We start from the raw sequence: 22,035 nt of genomic DNA, 5'->3' as shown, positions 1-22,035 counted from the left end.
TCGCCATGCGAAGTTGGCGCTGATGACGGCGAGTCAAAGGCTTACAAGCGCTCAGCCGAATCGGTTAAGCTAAACAGCCACGCCCATGGAGCGCGCTATGACACCTCGCCTGATTGTTTCTGACCTGGATGGAACCCTGTTAGGGGGCGACCACACGCTACACCCCAGCACGGTTGAGGTACTGCGATCGCTGGTCAAGCAAGGCCATCATGTGGCGCTTGCCTCGGGCCGTCACTATGATGATATGAAGGTGTTTCGCGATCAGCTAGCGATCCCTGCGCATCTGATCAGTACCAACGGTGCCTATGTTCACGATCCGGCAGGCAGGCTGCTGGCGTCATCTCACTTGGCGGCTGAGCACGCGCAGGCGCTGATCAATCTGCCGCGTCCGCCGGAAGTGCGGCTTAATCTGTACCGCGAAAGCGGCTGGCATATTGACCAGGATGCTCCGCAGTTGCTCACCCTGCACGCGTCCACCGGTTTTCGCTATCAGGTAGTTCCCCCCGCACAGATGGATAGCAGTGGCGTCGGCAAAGTGCTCTATTTAGGTGATCCTAATGCGCTAAAACGCCTTGAAGCTCAGGTTCAAGAGGCCTATGGCGACGCGCTGCACATTACCTATTCAACAGATTATTCGCTGGAAATTATGGCGGGTGGGGTCAACAAAGGCGTAGCGTTAGCAGCGCTGCTTGAACGATTAGATTTAACCCCGGCGGCGTGCCTAGCCTTTGGAGATAATCTCAACGATACCGAAATGCTCAACTTGGCAGGGGAGGCACAGGTAATGGCTAATGCCCACCCGGCACTATTTGATCGCGTAAAGGGTGCCGAGCGTATCGGCCATCATGGGGACGCCGCTGTTGCCAAGTGGCTGCAACAGCGGTTTAAGCTTTAAGCGTTGAGGAACACATTAAACATCCCTGCTGATCTCTCCGCAGGGATGTTCTTTTCAGGAGCGTATCAGACGCAGTTCGCTATTAAGCGCTTTGATGATTGAATAACACATCAGCAGCATCACGATCGAGAACGGAATGGCCGTCGCGGTGACGCCTGCCTGAAGTGCGGTCAGGCCACCGCCGATAAGCAGCACAATCGCTATCAGACCTTCAATGATTGCCCAGAACATCCGCTGTGGGCGGGGGGCATCAATTTTCCCACCGGCAGTGATGGTATCAATTACCAGAGAGCCTGAATCTGACGATGTGATAAAGAAAATCAGCGCCAGAATAATGCCAAGCGTCGACATCAGGCCTGTCAGTGGTAACTCATTCAGCATGCCGAACAGCGAAAGCTCGGGTCTGTAATTGTCGATCACGTACTCTTTGACCAGGCTGGTTGTCGGGTCAGCATAGAGCTGTTCAAGCGCCGTTGAGCCAAATACGCCCATCCAGATAAAGATAAACAGGCTGGGAACCAGCAATACACAAAGTATGAATTCACGCACCGTACGGCCCTTTGATACACGGGCGATAAACATACCGACGAAAGGTGCCCAACTGATCCACCAAGCCCAGTAGAAAATTGTCCAGGCCTGGCGATAGGCATCGTCGTCACGACCAAAGGGCGCTGATAACGGCAGAAACTCAGTGACATAGGTGGTGAGTCCCGACCAGAATCCGGTTAAGGCTAGCAAGGTCGGACCAGCAAGCAGTACGAAGAAGAAGAACAGGACCGCCAGCACCATATTAATTTCGGAGAGCTTTTTAACGCCCCCCTCTAGTCCACGCCAGACCGAGACCAGAGCCGCCGCCGTGACCAGTACGATCACGATGACCTGGGTCGTGGTGTTTACTTCCATACCGAAGACGAAGTTCATCCCCGCATTGGCCTGCTGTGCCCCTAACCCAAGCGATGTAGCCAACCCAAATAAGGTGGAAAATACCGCCAGGATATCGATCACATGGCCCCACCAGCCCCAGACACGATCACCCAGTATCGGAAAAAATACCGAGCGAATCGAGAAGGGTAGACCCTTATTATAGGTAAACAGACCTAGCCCTAATGCCATGACTACATAAACTGCCCAGCCATGTATACCCCAGTGAAGATAGGTGCCTGCAAGGCCCATCGCACTGGCGTTAGCAACAGCTTCAGGGTTCAGCTCGCCATTGGCACCGAACGGTGACTCAATGCCCAGTGGCAGCGAAACGTTGGCATGATAAACCGGCTCCAGTACGCCAAAGAACAGTAGGCCAATGCCAATACCTGCGGTAAATAGCAGCGCGAACCAGGAGAGGTAGCTATAGTCGGGTCGTGCATCGGCACCGCCCAGCCTGACTGATCCATAAGGCAGAACAACCAGCGCTAAGCAAAACAGAATAAAGAAATCGACCAAAATCATGAAATACCAGTCCAGCGTGCCCGTTGAGAAAGCGACAATGGACTGGAAAATACTTTCCGCTCGTTCGGGAAACAGCAGTGTGAGTATGATGAATGTGGCCGAGGCCAGTGCCGATACCATAAAGACGCGGTTGTGGATATCGAAGCCGATGGGGCCAAACTGCCCCTTAATATTGTCCTGGCCGACGACGTAGTCGGTTTGCATGTCATCTGCAACCGAGTGCGGCTCCGACTCATTGGGAGTGCTCATAACCAATTATTCCTCATTGGAGCATGCTAACTAAAACCCCATCATGAAGTTACGCAGCGTTGAATCCCAGCCTGTTGGCGAAAAAAGTTGGCTGTTGTTTACCTTCTCAGCGGCTCTGCGCAACGGTTTCTTTATCTAAGCGCTTGATCTGACGCCACAGGTCTTGGCGTAGATCAGCCAGCCTGGGTTGCTCTTCGGTCGTGAAAGGTATCGGGCGGCAAAGGCGCTGGGCACGTAGTCCTAAGCGAGCACTCAGCAGCCCGGTGGCGAGCCCTTGCCCTGCACGGGCAGAAAGGCGGCCGGCTAAATCGAGCGAAAGCATATCCATGCTGGCCTCGGTGGCCAATTCACTAGCACCGGCGAAGGCCATATTGTGTAGTACGTTGCGAAACAGCCGCAGGCGGCTGGCGTAGCCTAGTTCAAGCCCGTAAAGACGGCATAATCGATCGACCATCGCTAAGCTGCGCCAGGCCACTAGCGCCATATCAACAAGTGTTAGCGGGCTGATCGCCACCATAATCGCGGTTTCACTCGACATGCGGGTAATCAGTCGCTGGGCCTCACGATCACGCGGTGCCAGAAGGTGATAGCGCAGCAGCGTTTGAATTTCTTCCCCACTATGATGAGGCTGGCTGGCGCCTTGAAAAGCCAGCCAGTGGGGATCATCATCGGCGAGCTTGAGCTGGCGTTTAAGCTGCTCAGCCATGGCGAGCGCTTGGCGGGGGGAGCGTAAGGGCAGCTCAGTAAGATCACCGCGCAGTTTGTCGTGGCGTTTTAAGCGACGCAAACGGCCCAGTTCTTTGAGCAGTGAAAGGCTGCCTAAACCAATCAGGCTAATGCCAAATAGCTGCCACGCAATGGCGAGCCACTGAGACTGGGCCAGCGCGTCTGGAATGCCGGTGACCAGCTCTGCCGTACCCAGTCCAGCACTGCCTACTAAGGCAAACAGCATCCCCCAGCGGCGCTTGCGCGGAGCGCCTAGGCTGGCGGCAGGCAGTGCTTTCTCTTCCGCAACCGGTGCCAGCGGATGATGCTCACTGGTGCCCGCAAAGGCTTCGCGCTGACGCAGAGCGGGGTCTACTTCCGGGGTGTTATCTGGCCTGTCATCCAGCGTGAAGTGACGGCGTGGCTGAGGGGTGGTCATGTCAATTTGTCTCCAATCAGCCAGTCGATGGCGGCGTCCATGCGAATATGATCTAGCGCTTCTGAGTGGCTCTGCATTGGGCGAAAACCTGGAAAATCAAAGCCCTGCTGTTGCCAGAAATCAGCGGAGGGTAGTCTAGCGGGCACATCGCCGGGATAAACCAGCACGTCTTCGCCTTCAAGCGTCGTGCCGCGAAGTGCAGGCGATCGCTTACCTTCGTGAGTCACTTCACGTGCTTCTGTGGCGCGTATCGACGCTAGCGAAAGTGCTTTGACAGGCACGTTGGCGAAGCGCAGATCTTTCAGCGGCTCTGCCAAAAGGGCTTCAAGCAGCTGTATCACGTGACCATGTTGGTCGGGTGTGACGTGATCGGCCTTGGTCGCCGCAATCGCTAGGCGATCAATTCTTGGTGCGAATAGGCGCGTGAGCAGGCTACGCTTGCCGTAATCAAAACTGTGCATTAGTTGGCGCAGCGCGCGGGAAAGGTCTTCAAACCGTTCAGGCCCCGCGTTGAGCGCACCGAGCACATCCACCAGTACGATTTGACGATCAAAGCGGCGAAAGTGATCGCGGTAAAAGGGCTTTACTACCTGCTGTTGATAGTAGCGAAAACGCGCGGCCAGCGTGGCGTAGAGGCTGTTAGCCGGCAATGCTTCTAGCGCCTCTTTTGAGGCGCTTAGCTGCGGCAGAGGGAAAAATTGCAGCACCGGGGCACCTTCTAACTCACCCGGCAGCAAGAAGCGGCCTGGCTGAAGATCAGAAAAGCCGGCCTGTTTGGCACGGAGTAATCCTTGCGCATATTCCTCGGCTAGCGCGGCGAGCTGGGCTTCATCGGCTTCGCTGGCCGGGTCGAGCGATGCCACGGCTGTCAGCCACTCGCTAAATAGGCCGCGGCGTTGTTCGCCCTCATGCATTGCCTGCGCTTGGCTCCAGCTGTAAAAGTCGTGCTGTAATAACGGTAGATCGAGCAGCCATTCGCCGGGGTAGTCAAAAAGATCCAGGGTAAGGTGAGCAATCTCAGGCGTAAGCCAGCCGCTGCGGGCAGGGCGGTAGCGCAGCTGTAAGCGTAATTCACTGATGCCACGGGTGGGTTCTGGCCAGCGTGGTGGCGTATCGCGCAGTGCGGCCATGCCCGGATCATAGGGGAAGCGGGGCACGCCCAGGTCGGGCTGATTAAGCCGCTGTGCGCCGAGCAGACGGCCTTCGCGGGCGGCAGGTAGCAAGTCAAGCCGTGCTTCGATGCCGGCATGGCGTAGCTGATTGACCAGCGAGGTCAAAAAAGCAGTTTTGCCCGCTTGAGAGAGGCCCGTGACCGCTAAGCGCAGCTGGCGATCGCGCCCTCGCTCTAGCAAATTGCTTAGTTCGCGACTTAACGGTTGGCGCATCCTATCGATCCCTTTTATGTTGCTTTCCTACGTTGGCTCTGCCACTCATCGTCAAAGCCGCTATCTATTGTGGCATTCACTAGTCGCAGTATGCGCTATGTGGTCAATCATAGCGCTGGCACAGATTAGCCATGTGTAGAGTAGCCCTGTCTGGATTAACGGTGTCTAGGTTAATAGCGTCGAGATTAACAGCGTATAGCGTAGCAACACATTGATGAACGGACGATTAACCGCGGCTCAAGGTGGTGCCTAGCAGGTGCTGGGCAGCGGGCACGAGCCAAACAGGGTCCAGGCGCGTATTGGCGGCTTCGACACAGATAAAATGACGTGCTGCCTCGGCGGGGGTATCGCTAGGGAGGTCGTTGTTGGGATGCCATACTACGGTTGAGTCGCTCGACTGCTTGCTGATGCGCAGGCTGCGCTCGCCGTCGCTTAGCAGCACTGCTGCGTTGGTATGATAGATGCGGTCTACCGCCCCCTGAACCGCCAGCGTGCCTTGCTGTTCGCTTTCGGCAAAGTCGCGCAGCTTGTCGAGATAGCGCGCTCCGGAAAGGCCTTCCAGACGGCACTGATGGACATCGGCAACGGCTAGGTAAGTGTGCAGTGCGGCGCTCGTTTTGACCGGCGTTTCGCCAATATTCTCACTAATGAGCTCAACGTTGAGCCGCTGAGCATTCGCTTGAACGACCAGCCGCGCAGTCAACTGAGTATGCAGGCGCTGCTCTGGAGAAAGATGCACTTCAATGCCTTCGGCATGCTCGTCCACGACGTCTAAGCGCCAGTCGGCGTGGCGTGCGAGGCCATGAAAAGGGCCATCATGATTAGGGCTTTCATCGGCATAGCGTTCGTCGGCAAACCACGGCCAGCAGACCGGAATGCCGCCCCGTATAGCGCCTGGTAACGCCTGCGGCGTGGGCGTCAACCATAGCCAATCAGTGTCTCCCATGGGGCGAAAATGCAGTACATGAGCCCCCTGTAGGCTGATCACCAATTCGCCCCAAGGCATATTGAAAAGTACCACGTCGCGGCCTTCCCACTGGGCCGTTTGTTGGCCCTGTGTGCTGTTAAGCAGCTGTTTGAGCGAGTCGGGGATCATGAGTTTTCCTTTAAAAGTTGCCAAGCATCTATACTGACTAGGCGCAGAACAGTAGCGCTGTGTGCTATGGTAGAACAAGCGCGACGGCTAGGTAAAACGCGTAACTAAAACCTGTAATTGAAATAGTAAGGAGACTATATGGGCTTTATTGCATGGTTAATCATTGGTGGTTTAGCTGGTTGGATTGCTGGCAACATCATGCGTGGTGGCGGCTTTGGCATCCTCGGTAACATTGGTGTGGGTATTGTTGGCGCGGTCATTGGCGGTTTTCTGTTTAGCCTGATAGGCCTTTCCTCAGGTGGCTTCATCGGTTCACTGGTTACCGCAATAGTTGGTGCCGTGGTGCTACTGTGGGTCATTAGTAAGGTCAGAAAAGCGTAGCCATTTAACGGCTCGCTGCATGACAACCGCCTGGCCCTGTGCCGGGCGGTGTTGTTTTACGCCTACCTCTACCCGCGGGCGCCTCTGACTCTCGGTGTTTGCGCCACTTTCCGTTACACTAAGCGGCTTTATTCCAGCTCCTTGCTGGCGACATTGTGTTTTCTCGAGGTGCCTCTTGACCGACGCGTTAAATGCCTGGTGGGCCCAGCAGCTTTTGCTGTGCGATTGGGCGGTTACTTCTCATCCGCTGGCGGTCGACGCAGGAGCGGCGGAGCAGCGCCTGCTGCAATTAGGGATTACCGGGCGTGGAGAGCTGGCTGAACAGCTGTTTCACGGCCTGGGTGCCCCTGCAGGTCGCGCTGACCGTTTACTTGGCGGCCTGGAGTGGGCAGCCCTAGCAGGCGCCGCAGGCTGGCTTGAACCCAGCCAAGCGCAAGCCTGGGCGCACCATTTAACGCGTCGCATCACCAGTGACTACAACGATTTGCGTGCTTGGCTGGCCGACCTGCGTCGTTCGCTAGGTGCACGAGGCTGGGAATTTGGCGCCGACGATCGCTTTATGGATGCCTGCCAGACATTGGCGAACCTTGAAACTAACGGCGAAGGCATTACGTGGGGCTCGCTTGAACGTGCTTTAAGCCAATGCTCGGCTCCGTCGCCGCTATGGCCCCAGCAGCCTCAGGCGCAAAGCTGGCGGCTATGCGCGCTATTTCGGCCGATCATTGCCTATCCTGCTAGTCAAACGGACTGGCCTGATGCCACCGAGTGGCTGGCCCACGTGTGGGATGTGCGTGATCGTGACGCACTGCTCGGTGCGATGCTTTGGCTCGGCGCGCAGGGCGAGCGTCAGCGCTGGGATATCGAAGCGCGTGAGCTATTGGGTATGGATAATGCGCAGCGCATGGAATGGCAGCGTAGCGTGGTAGAAGAGTCACCCTATGCGCCGGTGTTGAATCAGTTTGTTACCCAAGTCGAGCCATTAGAGTGGGCGGCCTGGGACTGGATGCGTTTGGTGGAACTCGCTTGGGCGGGCGCCTGCTGTGGCTGGCTTAGTCAAGAGGAAGCCGATGACCTGGCGGGCCACGCCGCCGATTTAATTAGTGTCCGCTACCCTGACTGGCAGGCGCTTGTTGATGCCTACGGGCGAGGGCAGAGCCTGTTTGATGGTATTGATCGGCGTGATAAAACGCCCAGCGAACGGCATCAGCTGCTGCTTCATAGCGACCATAGTCCGTGGCAGACTGCACCCAACAAATTGTTAGATGAGACGACGCGCAAGGCCTCGCAAGCTCGTATTCGTCAGTGGCGTAATACCTCTCATCACTGGCTTTTAGCGCTGGCAGGCGTTCGCGAACCCGATGTCATGCTGCGTCAGATAGATCCTTCCGCCGCGCTTGCCGAAGAGCAGCGCGCCGATGCGGCGCTGTATCTGCAGGAGTCTTTAGATCTTTATGCCGATGAGGGGGCCGGTGCGTTAGCGCGCTACTGGCTACCGGCGCAGGCGCATCACCTCAATCAGCTAGCCGCCGATGCCGTCCACGGCGTGCTGCCACCGTCGCAAAGCTGGTTTGGGCAGCCGACCCCTGAAGAGCTTAAGCAGCGCAATGCGGTTAAGGGTGTCAGCCGCCATGCGGCGACTATTCACATGGCCGAGAAATTCGCTTTCTACCTGCACATGTCGCTGGATAGCGGGCTGTTAGAGCGTGACCCATTAATGGCGTACGCCAGCGAATTGCGCAGCTGCCTGTGTCGTTTTTATCCCAATGCAAAGCGTCTGCTAGAGGCATGGTTTGCCTGGGAAAGCTGCCTGCCAGAGCCTGAGCACGCCTCGCTAATCAATGAAATTATTTGGCACATTGAAGACCCCGGCAGCCTGTTTCACTGGCTGGACTGGCGCCACGATGCATGGTGCGAGCCGGGCAGCCGGCCCACCTTAAGCCACTTCACTGCCATGTCGTTGGTAGGGCCGTTGAATAGCGCCGTATGGAGCGAGCCTCAGCCTGAGAGCATCCGCGAGTGCGCTGAAATCCGCGAGTGGGTGGACAGCCATTACCATTTGAACAGCGCTGACGATATGCAAGAGTTCCTGGCCTATATGCTGGAGTCTGGCGATCGTCAGGAATATCAGATTAACTACGCGCCCTACACGCTGAACCCCGAGCGGTTGGATGCCGAAATCGCCATTTTGGAGTCCGGCGACTGCGCTGAAGATGAGCGCCATCATTTGCTGCGCTTACGCCGCGTTCGCGACAATGAAGATAGCTGTAATGATGTCGATATGGCGGCGTGGGATATTGCTCAGCTGGTTGACTTGGCGATTGCCGCCCGACAGCTTGGTTGGCTAGACGGTCAAGCCTTTGCGACGGTGCTGGACAGCGCCTACCAGCTGGCCGCGAACCATTACGCGGGCTGGCAGGAATATGCGAAGGGTATGTACGCAGGCTTCTCGTTTTTTATGGGCGAAACCCCTGAACGCGAAAGCTTTTTAGCCGGTTTTCGTCAGGCGTTAGTGGCCTGGGTCTGCGGTGCGCCCGTTTTGGCAGGGCCGTGGGTGAGCCTGGATTTTCCAGGTAATAAACCGCGCCATTTTGCACCCTTGCATATCGATACGTTGCCGGGCGATCAACGTACCTTACATTGATGCTCGCCAAACACATGATAACTAGCTTATAGTCGTGCGTTGAAAAAATTAGTTTTGTCATATCATACTCCTATACATGTCTTGAGGTTAATCGCATGGTTGCGTTGCCACGCCCCGCTGTGACCGCTGTCCGTGTTGCAAGTGTCTGTTTTTTAGTTACATTGGTGGCTGGCTGTGCGGGATCTTCTCGACAGAGCAACATGCAAGCCCCTGAGAACTACTTCTCTATGTCGTTGCCGGGAATAGGGGCCAATCCGCAAATGTCGCCGATTGATCCCATCAATGCTCAACTGCTTAGTCAGCAAGTTCCGCCACCAACGGTTGTTCGCGAGGCACTTCTGGCACAGCACCAGCGATGGGCAGGAACGCCCTACCGAATTGGCGGCACGTCAGAAAGAGGCATTGACTGCTCGGCCCTGGTTCGCAATGTTTACCGAGACACTTTCAATTTAGAGTTGCCGCGCTCCACCCGTGGTCAAGTACACGAGGGACGCTCGATCGACCGCCAAGAGCTACAGGCGGGCGATCTGGTGTTCTTCAGTCCCCCGGGCCGCTATAACCACGTGGGCATTTACGTAGGCGATGGCTATTTTCTCCATGCCTCAACGTCAAAAGGGGTAATTATTTCCAGCTTGGATAATAGTTACTGGCAGCGCTACTACTGGCAGGCACGCCGGGCGCTGGAGCCAACCCATTTGGCTCAGTTAGGCAGTAATTTCTAGTAGCCAAACGCCGCTTACTTTAGGAATGGCATGATTGAAGCCAAAACGCGCGCCTGGTGGCGCGCTACCTTGGCGCTTTGCCTGGGTTCATTTCTCGTTTTTATCAATTTATACGCGCCCCAACCGCTGTTGCCAGGGCTAAAAGAGACCTACGATGTCTCTACCCTCGGCGTTAGTCTACTCATGTCGGTCTCGACGCTTTCTCTTGCCTTGGCACTGCTGGTCTTCGGGCCGCTTTCAGATGCTATTGGCCGCGAAAGCATTATGCGTATTACCCTGCTGCTGGCAGGCGGCTGCTCTCTTGCTTTGGCCTTCGCGCCTACTTTTGAAAGCTTGTTACTGCTGCGCTTAGTGCAGGGGTTTGTGCTGGGCGGGCTACCGGCCGTCGCGATTGCCTGGATGGGTGATGAGTTTGAAAAGCCCGCACTGCTAAGTGCCGTGGGGCTTTATATCGGCGCTAATTCGCTCGGCGGTATTAGCGGGCGAATTGTGGGCGGTGCCGCCGCCGAGATAGGCGGCCCTACCGCTGCTTTTTTAGCCGTAGGCATCATTACCCTGGTTGGCTGCATGGTGTTTTGGCGCCTGCTGCCTAACAGCCGCGCGTTTGTACCCCAGCGTTTTGAGCTGCGTAAAGCGGCCAGTGATCTACTGGGGCATTTGCGTAGTCCGATACTGCTCGCCGCCTATTGCTTGGGTGGCATCAACTTTTTAATCTTTATTAATCAATACAGCTATATCACCTTCCGGCTGGCCGACGAGCCCTACACGCTGGCGGCCAGCGGCCTGGGGCTGATTTTCTTGACCTATCTGGGAGGCACCTTTGGTTCCATGATGTCAGGACGTTTAGCCGGACGTTTTTCACCCGCGACGTGCATGATGGTAGGGGTGATGATCTTGATGCTGGGTACTGCCATCACGTTGTCGGAATCGCTGGTGCTGATTATCGTTGGACTAAGCGTTAACGCCTTTGGCTTTTTCTTAACCCACTCACTGGCCTCTAGCTGGGTGGGACGCTACGCCCAGGGAGCCCGCGGCAGTGCTTCAGCGCTGTATCTGGTGTTCTATTATACGGGGGCAAGCCTTGGGGGTTTCTGGCTAGAGCCATTCTGGCGCTGGGCCGGTTGGTCAGGCGTTGCCGTAGGGTCATGGCTATTGCTGAGCATTACGCTAACGATTGCTTTTGGACTATGGCGTTTCGAACGCCGTCAGGCCGCTAGCTGATAGGCGTAAGCTGAGCATTGCTTAAGTGATAGCGCTGTGTGCATAGCCGTTTCAGTAGCGCGGTATCGTGGCTAATCACCAGCACACCCAGGCGGCGTTGTTCCGCCTTCTGCTTTAAAGCCTGCCAAAGCTCAACCTGAGTGATGGGGTCGAGCATGGTCGAGATTTCATCGGCAACCAAAAAACGCACCCCTGGTGCCAGGGCGCGTAGCACGCAAACCCGCTGTAACTCGCCTCCCGAAAGCGCGTGGGGAAAGCGCGATAGCCAGTGGGGCTGCACGCCAAACGCTTGGCACTGCGCCTCAGAGGGCGTCCAGGCTTCACGTAATATTTTAGCCACCCGCCAGCGCGGATTAACCGCAAGCTCCGGCGACTGCGGTAGCCACTGTACGGGCTGCACGCCGCTTGTGGGAAGTGTCGCATTGTCCAGGATGACATTGCCCTTGTGCGGGGTTAAATAGCCTGCCAGCAGTTTTCCTAGCGTTGATTTTCCCGCCCCAGAATCGCCGCTTAGTCCTACCCACTGCCCAGCCTCTATCGCTAGGGAAACGTTCTGCAGCAGCGGCACCCCGGCTGTAAATTGAAAACTAAGCTGATGCGCATTAAGCAACGCTGATCTCCTGCTGTGCCTTGATGCCGGCGGCTTTATCGGCGATAGATGCCGCGCAAGGTTTGGGGAGCGTAAACGCATTGTCGGGTAGCGCTAGCCACAGCGCCTGGGAATAGGCGTTGGTGAGCGAGCGGCCGGTGCCCTGAAAGGCGTGAGCCGGAGCGGTTTCAATCAGCTTGCCGCTGCGCATAATAGTGACGCGGTCGGCAATCGGTAGAGCGTGGCGAAGATCATGCGTGATTAAAATGACGGTTTTGCCTTGGTCTGCCAAGTCTCTTAGCGCTGCCAGCACGCGCTGGCGCTGATGTGGATCAAGGCCCACGGTAGGCTCATCGGCAATCACTAGCTGCGCCTGGCTAACGTGCGCCATGGCTGTTAGAACGCGGCGTGCCATGCCACCTGAAAGCTCATGAGCGTAGGCCTGCTGGGCGCGAGTATCTAGCCGGTAGTGGTCCAACGCTTGCCGAGCGGATTGCCGGGCGCTTCCCGAAGACTGGCCTGCGCGCTCGGCTGCCCAGGCCACTTGACGCTGGGTGCGTACCAGCGGGTCCAGAGCGTTCAACGATTGCGGGATAAGCGCTAGTTCACGGCCACGCAGCGTTTTCTGGCTTCGTTTGTCGAGAAGTTGCCCTTGATAGCACAGCTGGCCGTTGAGCCGTGCCGATGCTGGCAGCAGCCCCATGATGGCATATGCCAGTAGGCTCTTTCCGGCGCCCGAAGCGCCTACCAATGCATGTACCTCGCCTGTCAAAAAGTGCAGCGATAAGTTATCTAAGCAGGTCGCCCAGCTACGCTTCCACCAGGCGGCATACCCCGTTCCGTAGTGGGGCAGGCGTAGCGATAGCTGTTCAATGGTTAACATGGCAAGCCTCTTATCAGCCGTTGCTTAAAAAGCGCTATAGCGCTCGCCTTAGATTGCTGCCCAGGCGCGCAAAACACAGCACCATGATGAGTAGACCTAACCCAGGAAATACCCCGAGCCACCAATAGCCGCCCGTTAGGTAACGCATGGCTTCAGCCAGCAGTACGCCAACAGCGGGTTGGCTAGGGCTTAGGCCAAAGCCTAAAAACGTTAACGCCGCTTCGTGCAAGATTGCGTGAGGAAATAGCAGTAAAGCGCCGATCAGACAGTGGGGAAGCAGGTGAGGTAGTAAATGGCTATGCAGCACAAACCAGCGTGACTTGCCTAGCGCACGGGAAATGCGTACGTAGGGAGCCTGGCGTAAGTGCAGTAGCTCAGCGCGCAGCACGCGGGCTAAGCTAGGCCAGTGGGTGGCGGCAACTGCGATAATCACTGCCTGAGTGCCTCCGCCAAGGGCAAAGGCGATGAGCATTAATAGAATAAGATGCGGCACGCTAAGCAGCGTATCTATCAGCAGGCTAACCAGGGCATCCAGCCGCCTAGACAGCGCGGCCAATGCCGCCAGGCTTAATGCAATCAGCGTGCTCAGCAGAGCGGCCAGGCAGCCTACCCAAAAGCTAATGGAAAGCCCCGCCAAAGTGCGCGCCCACAGCTCTCGCCCTAGCGCATCGGTACCAAACCAATGAGCAAGGCTCGGCGGTGCTAGCCGTGCATCAAACTGCATCTGCTGCGGAGTGTCTCCCAGCAGCCACTGGCTGGCGATGAGCCCCATAATGAGCAGTAGGGTGATGCCAGCGCTGAGCAGGGCGCGCAGGCGCGGCTGATGGCGGATCATAGGTCACCCAGCTTGATTCGCGGATCGATAACGCCGTAAAGGCTATCGGCCATTAGATTGCCAATGCTGACAAATAGGGCGGTAAAAAGCGCAATGCCTAGTAGGAGCGGAATATCGCTGCGCAGGCCAGCGGCCACCGTGGCCTGACCCAGGCCAGGATAGGCGAATACTTGCTCAATTAAGATAGAGCCGCCAAACAGCTCGCCCAGGGATGCAAACGCTAGCGTCATTGCCGGTAAGCATGCATGGCGTATGCCGTGTCGCCACGCCACATCAAGTCGGCTAGCGCCTTGGGCGAAGGCGTGGGTGGCCACCTCTGAGCGCATAAATTCAAGCATGCGGTGGCGCGTGTGCAGCGTTATATTGGCGATGCCCAGCAGTGCCAGCGTGGCAATTGGCAGCACGAGATGATGCAAGCGCTGAGCGAGCGACACCTGCTGACTCAAGATCCCGGTCGGGCCTGCGCAACAAGTGGGCGTCCAGCCCAAAAATACCGAAAACAACAGCACTGCGAGTATCGCCAGCCAAAAAGCGGGGGTAGAGGCGGTGATATAGGCGTATGTGCTGATGATCTTATCCAGCGTTGAGCCCTCCTTGGCGCCTGCCACAACGCCCAGGCTAAAGCCTAGCAGTGCTGACAATAGCCAGGCGCCGCCGAGTAGGGCAATGGAGCGCTGAAAGCGCTGGCCGATGACTTCGCTGACCGGCTGGTTATACACATGGCTCCAGCCTAGGTCGCCGCTCAATAGTTGGCGCAGCCAGTGGCTAAACTGTACGACAGGCGGCGCGTCAAACCCCCAGCGCTGGGCAATTAGCTCGCGCTGTTCAGGGCTAACCTGAGCCATTTGGGGGCCTAAGTAGGCATCAATGGGATCAATTGGCGAAGCCATCATCAGTCCAAATGACACCAATGCCACGCAGAGTAATACCAGTGTTAGGCGCGCTAAACGCTTGGCTATTCCCTGCGCTAATTCCTGCGTTATGAAATTAATCAGTCGCACGTCCAGCGCCATTCAAGCAGATTGCTAGTGATCGGCCAGCCGTGCCCATGCGGGGCGATGCCCAGCTCACCCACATCCAAGCAGCTGTTGGTAAAGTAGACATGCTCAAGATTGACTAGCCAAGCCCAGCTAGCATCACCGCGAACGCCGTAGCCTGTTGTGCCGCCCCACTGGGCTGCGCGCCAGTAGTCGTTGGCTTGTGCAACGCTTTCTGCCGCTTGGGCGGCGTCAAGGTTCGCATCAACCTCAGCATTGGCGTAGAAACCGCTGTTATAGAAACCGTTGCCCGCGTGCTGGCTGTGGAAAAGGTAGTAAATCTCTTGAGGGCTGTGGCTGCCAAAGCCAAGCATGATGGCATCCTGGTGCAGCGCCTCACGCTTAATTTCATCCCAATGACGGCCGGTGGGCTGCATGTCTATGCCCAAAGGGCGAACCATCTCGGCACTGACTTCCGAGAGTAGCTGCCGGGTGGTGTCACTTGACGGATAGGTGAGGCGAAAACGTGCAGGCAGGCCATCTTTATAGCGCACGCCGTCATCACGCAGCTTCCAGCCTGCGCCGTCAAGAATCTCGGCGGCGAGGCCAAGGTTTGGTGCTGCTATTTGCTCTTCTTCCGCGCTCCAAGGCAGGCCGTCGGCTGGGCCAAATGCCGGCCGACCAAACCCATGAAGCGCCACGTCGACCAATGTGTCGCGGTCAACGGCTAAATTGATCGCCTGGCGAATGGCAATGTCAGCGGTTACGTCATTGCCAATGGGCGCCCCAGAGGCCGCTTGCTCGCCACTCGCTGGCTGCATGGGAAACAGAATGCCGCGGTTATCGACGCTTTGCATGATGGTTCGATTCATATGCGCCGGCAGGTTGGAGGCCAGTGCGGCAGGGGCGGAGGCGATATCTACCTGGCCCGCATGGGCGGTGCTTAGCGTGGTATCCTCACCGGTAAATAGAAATACCAGTCGTTCAAAGGTGGGTTCGGGGCCGTAGAAATAAGGATTGCGTTCAACAATCAGCTGCTCGCCTTCCTGCCATTCAACCAGTTGATAAGGTCCAGAGCCGATAGGATGCCGACCATAGCGCTCGCTGTATCCGTTGTCGCGCTCGGCACTGGGCACAATGCCGAGTGTCAGCAGCTGGTCGATAAACGTTATACGCGGAGCCTGCAGGCGTAGCGTCACGGTATGGTCGTCAAGCGCCGTGGCTACTTCAAGGGCGCTGAGGTCAGCCCGGCCACCTGCGCGTGCCGCTGTGTTGAAGGTATAGGCAACGTCTTCAGCGGTGAGCGGCGTGCCGTCAGAAAAGCGGGCATCGTCGCGCAGTATGAGTGTCCAGGTCAGTCGATCGTCTGAAAGTGACCACTCGGTGGCAAGCTCCGCCTGTGGCGATAGATCCTTGCCGCGCGAGAGTAGCGTTGACTGAAACAGTGGATTGCCGTACTGCCCCCAGCCCAACAGCGGGTCGAAGCCTTGCTCGGGCTCTCCACCAATCGCCAGGATTAACTGCTCTTTTGCCTGTACGCCACTGGCGACAGCTAAACAACTTAGCGTAATGCCCAGTAAGATAGGCCTAAATGGTTTAGCCATCGCTTGATCCTTTATGTCGTCAGTATGATGTTTTTACAATAACATCATACTGGCGACACCGTCAGGATGTGAACAGCCAATCAGCAAAGGGGGCGTGAATGCAGCGTGTAACGGTAACGCTTGACCAGGAGCTTCTCGCAGAAGTGGATACGCTAATGCATGAGCGTGGTTACCAGAACCGCTCTGAAGCGATTCGCGACTTAACGCGCAGCGGTTTAAAGCAGGTGAGGGAAGAGGCTGCGCCCGACGCGCCTTGTATGGGTGCGCTGGTGTATGTTTATGACCATGCAGCCCGGGAGCTGTCTAAGCGTTTAACGCGTCATTCTCACGACCATCATCACCTGATGCTTTCAACGTTGCATGTGCATATTAACCATGACAGCTGCCTCGAAGTTGCTCTGCTCAAGGGCCAGGGGAGCGCGTTAAAACAGTTTGCGGCCGAAGTGATTTCATCAAGAAGCGTTCGTCACGGGCAGCTAATGCTGATCCCCAGTGATGAAGACGCTTAATCGGGGGTTCCTAAATCATAGGCATAAAAAAAGGTGACCCGAGGGTCACCTTTTTTCTGATCGGTATCGCGAGGCACTTAGTGCTCAACGCCACCTTCACCGTGCACGTGGCCGTGCTCAACTTCATCAGCGCTTGCATCGCGGACTTCAGCGATTTCAACGTCAAAGTTGAGATTCTGCCCAGCCAGTGGGTGATTGCCATCAACAACCACCGTATCGCCTTCAATTTTCTTGACGGTAACCATTAGTGGTCCGCCTTGAGTCTGGGCTTGGAACTGCATGCCCGGCTCAATGCTCTCAACGCCTTGGAAGGCATCGCGAGGCACTTCTTGCATCAGCTCTTCTTGCAGCTCGCCGTAGCCTTCGGCTGGAGATACTGCAACATTAAGTTTCTCGCCCGCTGCACGACCTTCAAGCTCCTTCTCAAGGCCCGGAATGATGTTGCCAGCGCCATGGAGGTAGGTTAGCGGCTCACGGCCTTCGGAACTGTCAAGCACTTCACCTGCATCGTTGGTCAGTGTGTAGTGGAACGCGACAACCGAGTTTTGTGCAATTTGCATGGAATAACCTTTAGCTGAGTGCATGTCCCAATATGGTAACGCGTGTGTGCTGGCTTGTCAGGGGGTAAGGGTGCTTTTTCCTATCCAAGCCTTTAGGCGGTGTTGCGCGTTAGGGTGACCAGGGATACCCTACGACCATCACTTTTTCCTTTGCCCTATTATTTTGGAGCACTCAATGACGATTTTTTTTATTTGGCTTATCGCGTTTTGCCTGATTGCATATTTTGTCAATCAGCGCTGGAGCAACGGCGTTAGCCAGGGGCTAGATAAGGTACTGCCCGGCTTTTTGAAAAGTGACGGTGATAACCGTTACCTGTGGGTAATCACGCTAGCGGTACTAGGCGCAACGACCCTGGTGCAGCCAGTTGAAATGCTGCTGGTGGCGATACTGCTATGTCTTATCGGCTGGGGCGTCTCGGCGCTAGTAAGCTGGGCCGGCAACAAGGCTAACTTTTAAGCATCGCTTGGTAGCACTCGATAAAAAAGCCCGGCCATCATTGATGGCCGGGCTTTTTGCTAACGTTTAACTGCTAGTGAAAAATCGCCTTCAATAGCCGTCACTATTCGTTAGTAGGGCGCAACTAGTTAGTAGGGCGCAACGCTCATGCTGCCGCCATTACCAATCAAACGTACACGCTGCCCCGCTTGGAAAGGATGATCCGCGCGCTGTACAACGACAACGTCAGTGCCATCGTCGCGGCGAATTTCCATTTCTAACGCGGCTACGCGGTTAGCACCGCCTTCCGCTGCAGTACCTGCTACTGAGCCACCCAGTGCGCCGGCAACGGTGGCTAGCTGGCGTCCTGAACCGCCACCAATTTGGCTGCCCAGAAGGCCACCGATGATAGCGCCACCACCTGTGCCCAGCAGCCCGCCCGCACGGCTTTCAGCCTGAATCTGTACCTGACGAACCGCCGAGATCGTGCCGTAAGTCACGTTTTGGCCCGTTTGCGCTTGGCTTCCGCGATAGACATCGCCAGAATAACCAGACGTATTGGCACAGCCCGCTAGCGTAAGAATGCTCATTGCGGCAACAGGAAGAAGAAGACGTTTCATTAAAACCTCCAAGGTATATCTATTTGAATAACTATTTTGAATGACTATCTTGAATAGCTGTCTTGAGTAACTGTCGCCCGTATAGCTGCTACCAACAGGTAGGCAAAAGGTGGATTGCAGTTATAGAACAGTGTTCGTTAAAGATAGCCGATACTACCACCTTTGACCAGCTATCATCTAAAAAGATCAATGCGTAAAAATAATAGCCCCTAAATAGCTTAGTCAAGAGTGTAACAGCGTATTAAGAAAGCAGTGTGCAAATACTACACGATAACTATAACAGGAGACCACAAGGCCTCCTGTTATAAGCTCCGATAAGCGTATGAATGCATCAAACGTCTATATTAGCCAAACTGATTCATGGTGTTGTCTTTGCCACCGGCTTTGAGCGCGGCATCGCCGTGGAAAAACTCTTTGTGATCATCGCCAATGTTGGAGCCGGCCATATCCTGATGGCGAACCGTGGCAATGCCTTGGCGGATTTCTTGACGCTGCACGCCCTTTACGTATGCCAGCATGCCTTCATCACCGAAGTAACCTTTTGCCAGATTGTCAGTCGACAGGGCGGCGGTGTGGTAGGTGGGCAGCGTGATTAAGTGGTGGAAAATACCCGCATCGCGAGAAGAGTCACGCTGGAAATTGCGGGTCCATTCATCGGCTAGTTGGCCAAGCTCGGTGTCGTCGTACTCGGCGCTCATCAGTTTTTCACGCTGATACGCCGCTACGTTTTTACCTTCCTCTTGCCAAGCATCAAACACCTGCTGGCGGAAGTTGAGCGTCCAATTAAACGAAGGTGAGTTGTTGTAAACCAACTTGGCATCCGGCACGACATCACGGATACGATTCACCATGCTAGCAATTTGCCCAACGTGGGGCTTTTCGGTTTCGATCCACAGCAGGTCCGCACCATTTTGCAGGCTGGTGATGCAGTCCAGAATAACGCGATCCTCGCCAGAGCCTGGCTTGAACTGATAGAGGCCTGAGGCGAGCCGCTTAGGTTTAACCAGCTTGCCGTTCTGTTTGATGACGACATCGCCGTTGTTGATGTCGGCAGCATTTTCAATCACATCACCGTCTATGAAGCAGTTGTACTGGTCGCCGAGATCACCGGGTTCACGCGTAACGGCAATTTTTTGTGTCAAACCGGCGCCCAGTGAGTCGGTGCGCGCCACGATCACGCCGTCGTCGATACCCAGCTCTAAAAAGGCGTAACGCACGGCGTTTATTTTGGCTAGGAAGTCTTCATGGGGGACGGTGACTTTGCCGTCCTGATGACCACACTGCTTCTCATCAGAGACCTGGTTTTCTAGCTGGATACAGCAGGCGCCCGCTTGGATGAATTTTTTGGCCAGCAGATAGGTGGCTTCCGCATTGCCAAAGCCTGCATCGATATCGGCGATGATCGGCACGATATGCGTTTCATAATTGTCGATTTTGCTGATCAGGCGCTGTTCTTCCTCACGACTGCCCGCGTCTTTAGCATCGCCCAAGGCGCGAAAAAGATGGTTCAGTTCCCAGGCATCGGCTTGTTTCAAGAACGTATAAAGTTCTGCAATGAGATCTGCGACCGAGGTCTTTTCGTGCATCGACTGATCAGGCAGTGGGCCGAACTCGGAGCGCAGTGCGGCGACCATCCAACCAGAAAGGTAGAGGTAGCTACGTTTAGTGGTACCAAAGTGTTTTTTGATCGAAATAAGCTTCTGCTGGCCAATAAAGCCGTGCCAGCAGCCAAGCGATTGAGTGTACTGCGCAGTGTCCGCGTCATAGGCGGCCATATCCTCACGCATGATTTTAGCGGTGTAGCGAGCAATGTCGATGCCGGTATGAAAGCGGTTTTGAGCCCGCATTCGGGCGGCGTACTCAGGTTTAATGGCTTCCCATTTGCCGCCCTGTGCTTCGCGTAGTTGGGCCATGGCTTTGATATCGTCGAGTAGTCCTGACATGAGCATACCCTCTTTAATGATGGCTTGAGTCGTAATGGTCTTGCGCAAATTAGCAACGCATTGCCTTAACGCTGCAGTGCAACAACTATCGGTGAGTATGCTCAATTCAACAATTGACACTTGGGTGCACAGGGCGTTGTAACCCGACAACAGGGGGGTAGCGGAAGGGAGGGTTTGTGGCGGGTTTAGGTAGTTGTTTTTCGCCAAACAGGCATAAAAAAGCACTGCCGAGGCAGTGCTAAAGATTGATTACGGCGGCTTGTTACGTCAGTGAGAGCGTCATATCGAGATGTGGGATGCCCGCATCCATATACTCATCACCGTGAGCGACGAAACCTAGCCGCTCATAAAACGCCAGCGCATGAACCTGGGCACTAAGCGCTACCTGAGAGTGGCCCGCATGGCGTGCCGCCTCAATCGCCGCCTTCATCAGCAGTACGCCAATGCCGGTGCCTCGGGCGTTAGCGAGCACGGCAACGCGACCAATATGCGCATCTGGCAGCAGCCGGGCAGTGCCTGCTGGCTGCCCGTCAAGCATGGCTAGAAAGTGCCGGCACTCAGGGTCAAGGCCGTCCCATTCCTCTTCCTGTGGCACGCTTTGCTCGTCAATAAAGACTCGGCGGCGGATCTCACTGGCAGCCGGGCCGAGTGTTTCCCAATCGCCAGAGTTAACGTGGGCAATCGCCATTAATACTCCTCGTCGTCGCCTTCATCGCTCATAAAGCCGAGGCTGCCGGTGTTTACCAGCTGTGTAATCAGCGCTGCTGCAGCGTCAATTTCAAGGTCTTCGGCGTAGATCGGGGTTGCGTCAGCTAAGCGCTGGGCTAGCTCAGCAGAACACGCGTGGCTGTCGCCATCGACAAACAGCGTGGTGCCGCCTGCTTCGCTGCGCCAAGCAAAGCGCGAGCCGGGCATGTGATAAAGCGGTTCGCCGTCTTGTAGTTGAGCAACAAGCGCCGCCTCGGTCAGCGGTGTTTCAAGCGGTACAACTTGATCAACATATTTTGGCTGGGTCATGACGCGGCCAAACCATTGCGCTAACTGCACCGGGTTATCGAGTGTCGACACAATCAGCTGACGCATACGCTCAATGGCTGCATCGTCTAGCTCGCCGGTCAAATTTGCAGGCGCCATGCCCGCATCGCTATAGCGCTGGGATGCGGGAAGCTGTTCGCCCAAAAAATCCGCATAAGAAGTGATGGCTTCGTCGGCAGAGGGCGCGCGAAAGCCGAGCGAAATAGTCATGCAGTCATCGCTTTGGCTGACACCGTGGTGCGCCCAGCCGGGGGGAAGGTACAGCATGTCGCCCGGTTCAAGCACCCAGTCTGAGTCGGGCTCGATGGTGAATTCTTGCAGGATGCGCAGATCAATACCGGCGATGATCGGGGCATCTTCGGTTAATTTGCCACCTAGCTGCCAACGACGGTGCCCGCTGGCCTGAAGCAAAAAGACATCGTATTGGTCAATATGCGCGCCCACGTTGCCGCCAGGAGGTGCATAGCTGATCATGACGTCATCAAGGCGCCAGCGCGGTAAAAAATCAAACTCATCCATTAGCGCTGCAACGGCGGGCACGTAGTGGTCAACCGCTTGAACCAGCAGGCTCCAGTTAGTTTCCGGCAGCCGTGCAAAGGTGGCTTCATCAAAGGGGCCGTGAGATACCTGCCAAGGGCCGTCCGGACCTTCTTCCTCGACTAGGCGAGCCTCTACGCCAGGCTCACAGGCAAGCCCTGCCAGTTCGTCGGCCTCGATGGGGCTGATAAAGTCTGGCATGGCGCCACGAATCAGCAGCGGTTTTTGCTGCCAATAATTGGCTAAGAAATCTGCGGCGGTAAGATCGCCCAGAAGGGTTAGCGGCTTATCGTGATGGTTCATGGCGTATCCTGTCGTGCTGGAGAA

General features: G+C 56.0%; 21 protein-coding genes. 7 read left to right on the top strand and 14 right to left on the bottom strand.

All coding sequences use genetic code 11. The features are described 5' to 3' along the window. The first annotated feature begins 97 nt into the window (after positions 1-97). A complete protein-coding gene (locus CIK78_RS14565) occupies positions 98-895 on the top strand; it encodes an HAD family hydrolase (protein WP_096281433.1) in 798 nt (265 codons plus the stop codon). Between the two features lie 54 nt (positions 896-949). Here CIK78_RS14565 and CIK78_RS14560 read toward each other — a convergent pair whose 3' ends face one another. The 4 genes from CIK78_RS14560 to CIK78_RS14545 all read right to left on the bottom strand — a co-directional run bounded on the left by CIK78_RS14560 (position 950) and on the right by CIK78_RS14545 (position 6,215). Then, entirely contained in the window at positions 950-2,590 is a 1,641-nt protein-coding gene (locus tag CIK78_RS14560; protein ID WP_096281431.1) for a BCCT family transporter, read from the bottom strand. 106 nt (positions 2,591-2,696) lie between these two features. Further along, entirely contained in the window at positions 2,697-3,734 is a 1,038-nt protein-coding gene (locus tag CIK78_RS14555; protein WP_096281429.1) for a TIGR01620 family protein, read from the bottom strand. After that, the gene (locus tag CIK78_RS14550) at positions 3,731-5,119 is read right to left on the bottom strand and encodes a YcjX family protein (protein WP_096281427.1); all 1,389 of its coding nucleotides are present in this window, start codon (positions 5,117-5,119) and stop codon (positions 3,731-3,733) included. The genes CIK78_RS14555 and CIK78_RS14550 overlap by 4 nt, the downstream gene beginning before the upstream one ends. A gap of 226 nt (positions 5,120-5,345) precedes the next feature. Further along, positions 5,346-6,215 carry a D-hexose-6-phosphate mutarotase gene (locus CIK78_RS14545; RefSeq protein ID WP_096281425.1) on the bottom strand — a complete coding sequence of 290 codons (870 nt, stop codon included), beginning with the start codon at positions 6,213-6,215 and terminating at the stop codon, positions 5,346-5,348. A gap of 138 nt (positions 6,216-6,353) precedes the next feature. Here CIK78_RS14545 and CIK78_RS14540 point away from each other — a divergent pair, with 138 nt between their 5' ends. The 4 genes from CIK78_RS14540 to CIK78_RS14525 all read left to right on the top strand — a co-directional run bounded on the left by CIK78_RS14540 (position 6,354) and on the right by CIK78_RS14525 (position 11,180). Continuing rightward, positions 6,354-6,596 (top strand): GlsB/YeaQ/YmgE family stress response membrane protein, encoded by a 243-nt coding sequence (locus CIK78_RS14540; RefSeq protein WP_096281423.1) that lies wholly within the window; start codon positions 6,354-6,356, stop codon positions 6,594-6,596. Between the two features lie 175 nt (positions 6,597-6,771). Further along, positions 6,772-9,237, top strand: coding sequence for a YbeU/YbeR family protein (locus CIK78_RS14535; protein ID WP_096281421.1), 2,466 nt, complete (start codon positions 6,772-6,774; stop codon positions 9,235-9,237). Positions 9,238-9,437: 200 nt separating this feature from the next. Further along, complete coding sequence (locus CIK78_RS14530; RefSeq protein ID WP_096281419.1) at positions 9,438-9,959, top strand: NlpC/P60 family protein; 522 nt, start codon at positions 9,438-9,440, stop codon at positions 9,957-9,959. Between the two features lie 30 nt (positions 9,960-9,989). After that, a complete protein-coding gene (locus CIK78_RS14525; protein WP_096281417.1) occupies positions 9,990-11,180 on the top strand; it encodes an MFS transporter in 1,191 nt (396 codons plus the stop codon). Here CIK78_RS14525 and CIK78_RS14520 read toward each other — a convergent pair. The 5 genes from CIK78_RS14520 to CIK78_RS14500 are packed head-to-tail and all read right to left on the bottom strand — an operon-like array spanning position 11,173 to position 16,068. After that, positions 11,173-11,790: an ATP-binding cassette domain-containing protein gene (locus tag CIK78_RS14520; RefSeq protein WP_096281414.1), complete on the bottom strand. Its 618-nt coding sequence runs from the start codon at positions 11,788-11,790 to the stop codon at positions 11,173-11,175. The two genes, CIK78_RS14525 and CIK78_RS14520, sit on opposite strands and share 8 nt — an antisense overlap. Beyond that, a complete protein-coding gene (locus tag CIK78_RS14515) occupies positions 11,783-12,652 on the bottom strand; it encodes an ATP-binding cassette domain-containing protein (protein WP_096281412.1) in 870 nt (289 codons plus the stop codon). Before CIK78_RS14515 ends, CIK78_RS14520 begins: the two co-directional genes overlap by 8 nt. Positions 12,653-12,686: 34 nt before the next feature. Next, on the bottom strand, positions 12,687-13,487 hold the full coding sequence (locus tag CIK78_RS14510) for an ABC transporter permease (protein WP_096281410.1): 801 nt from the start codon (positions 13,485-13,487) through the stop codon (positions 12,687-12,689). Then, complete coding sequence (locus CIK78_RS14505) at positions 13,484-14,500, bottom strand: ABC transporter permease (protein WP_096281408.1); 1,017 nt, start codon at positions 14,498-14,500, stop codon at positions 13,484-13,486. Before CIK78_RS14505 ends, CIK78_RS14510 begins: the two co-directional genes overlap by 4 nt. Beyond that, positions 14,479-16,068, bottom strand: a complete 1,590-nt coding sequence (locus tag CIK78_RS14500; protein ID WP_096281406.1) for an ABC transporter substrate-binding protein — start codon at positions 16,066-16,068, stop codon at positions 14,479-14,481. The genes CIK78_RS14505 and CIK78_RS14500 overlap by 22 nt, the downstream gene beginning before the upstream one ends. Positions 16,069-16,166: 98 nt before the next feature. Between CIK78_RS14500 and nikR the strand changes: the two genes are divergently transcribed. Then, on the top strand, positions 16,167-16,577 hold the full coding sequence (nikR, locus tag CIK78_RS14495; RefSeq protein ID WP_096281404.1) for a nickel-responsive transcriptional regulator NikR: 411 nt from the start codon (positions 16,167-16,169) through the stop codon (positions 16,575-16,577). Between the two features lie 77 nt (positions 16,578-16,654). Here nikR and CIK78_RS14490 read toward each other — a convergent pair whose 3' ends face one another. Then, a complete protein-coding gene (locus CIK78_RS14490) occupies positions 16,655-17,137 on the bottom strand; it encodes a peptidylprolyl isomerase (protein WP_096281402.1) in 483 nt (160 codons plus the stop codon). Between the two features lie 175 nt (positions 17,138-17,312). Here CIK78_RS14490 and CIK78_RS14485 point away from each other — a divergent pair, with 175 nt between their 5' ends. Then, the gene (locus CIK78_RS14485) at positions 17,313-17,594 is read left to right on the top strand and encodes a hypothetical protein (RefSeq protein WP_096281400.1); all 282 of its coding nucleotides are present in this window, start codon (positions 17,313-17,315) and stop codon (positions 17,592-17,594) included. A 128-nt stretch (positions 17,595-17,722) separates the two neighbouring features. Here CIK78_RS14485 and CIK78_RS14480 read toward each other — a convergent pair whose 3' ends face one another. From CIK78_RS14480 to CIK78_RS14465, 4 genes are all read right to left on the bottom strand, one after another. Continuing rightward, positions 17,723-18,193, bottom strand: coding sequence for a glycine zipper 2TM domain-containing protein (locus tag CIK78_RS14480; RefSeq protein ID WP_096281398.1), 471 nt, complete (start codon positions 18,191-18,193; stop codon positions 17,723-17,725). 344 nt (positions 18,194-18,537) lie between these two features. Beyond that, positions 18,538-20,136, bottom strand: a complete 1,599-nt coding sequence (locus CIK78_RS14475) for an isocitrate lyase (RefSeq protein ID WP_096281396.1) — start codon at positions 20,134-20,136, stop codon at positions 18,538-18,540. Positions 20,137-20,398: 262 nt separating this feature from the next. Beyond that, positions 20,399-20,824, bottom strand: a complete 426-nt coding sequence (locus tag CIK78_RS14470) for a GNAT family N-acetyltransferase (protein WP_096281394.1) — start codon at positions 20,822-20,824, stop codon at positions 20,399-20,401. Then, positions 20,824-22,011 carry a cupin domain-containing protein gene (locus CIK78_RS14465; RefSeq protein ID WP_096281392.1) on the bottom strand — a complete coding sequence of 396 codons (1,188 nt, stop codon included), beginning with the start codon at positions 22,009-22,011 and terminating at the stop codon, positions 20,824-20,826. The genes CIK78_RS14470 and CIK78_RS14465 overlap by 1 nt, the downstream gene beginning before the upstream one ends. Positions 22,012-22,035 lie beyond the last annotated feature (24 nt).

This window comes from Halomonas sp. JB37 (assembly GCF_002332255.1).
Classification (GTDB): Bacteria; Pseudomonadota; Gammaproteobacteria; order Pseudomonadales; family Halomonadaceae; genus Vreelandella; species Vreelandella casei.
The sequence above is the reverse complement of the archived record's forward strand: the minus strand, read 5'-3'. Positions and strand labels throughout refer to the sequence as shown.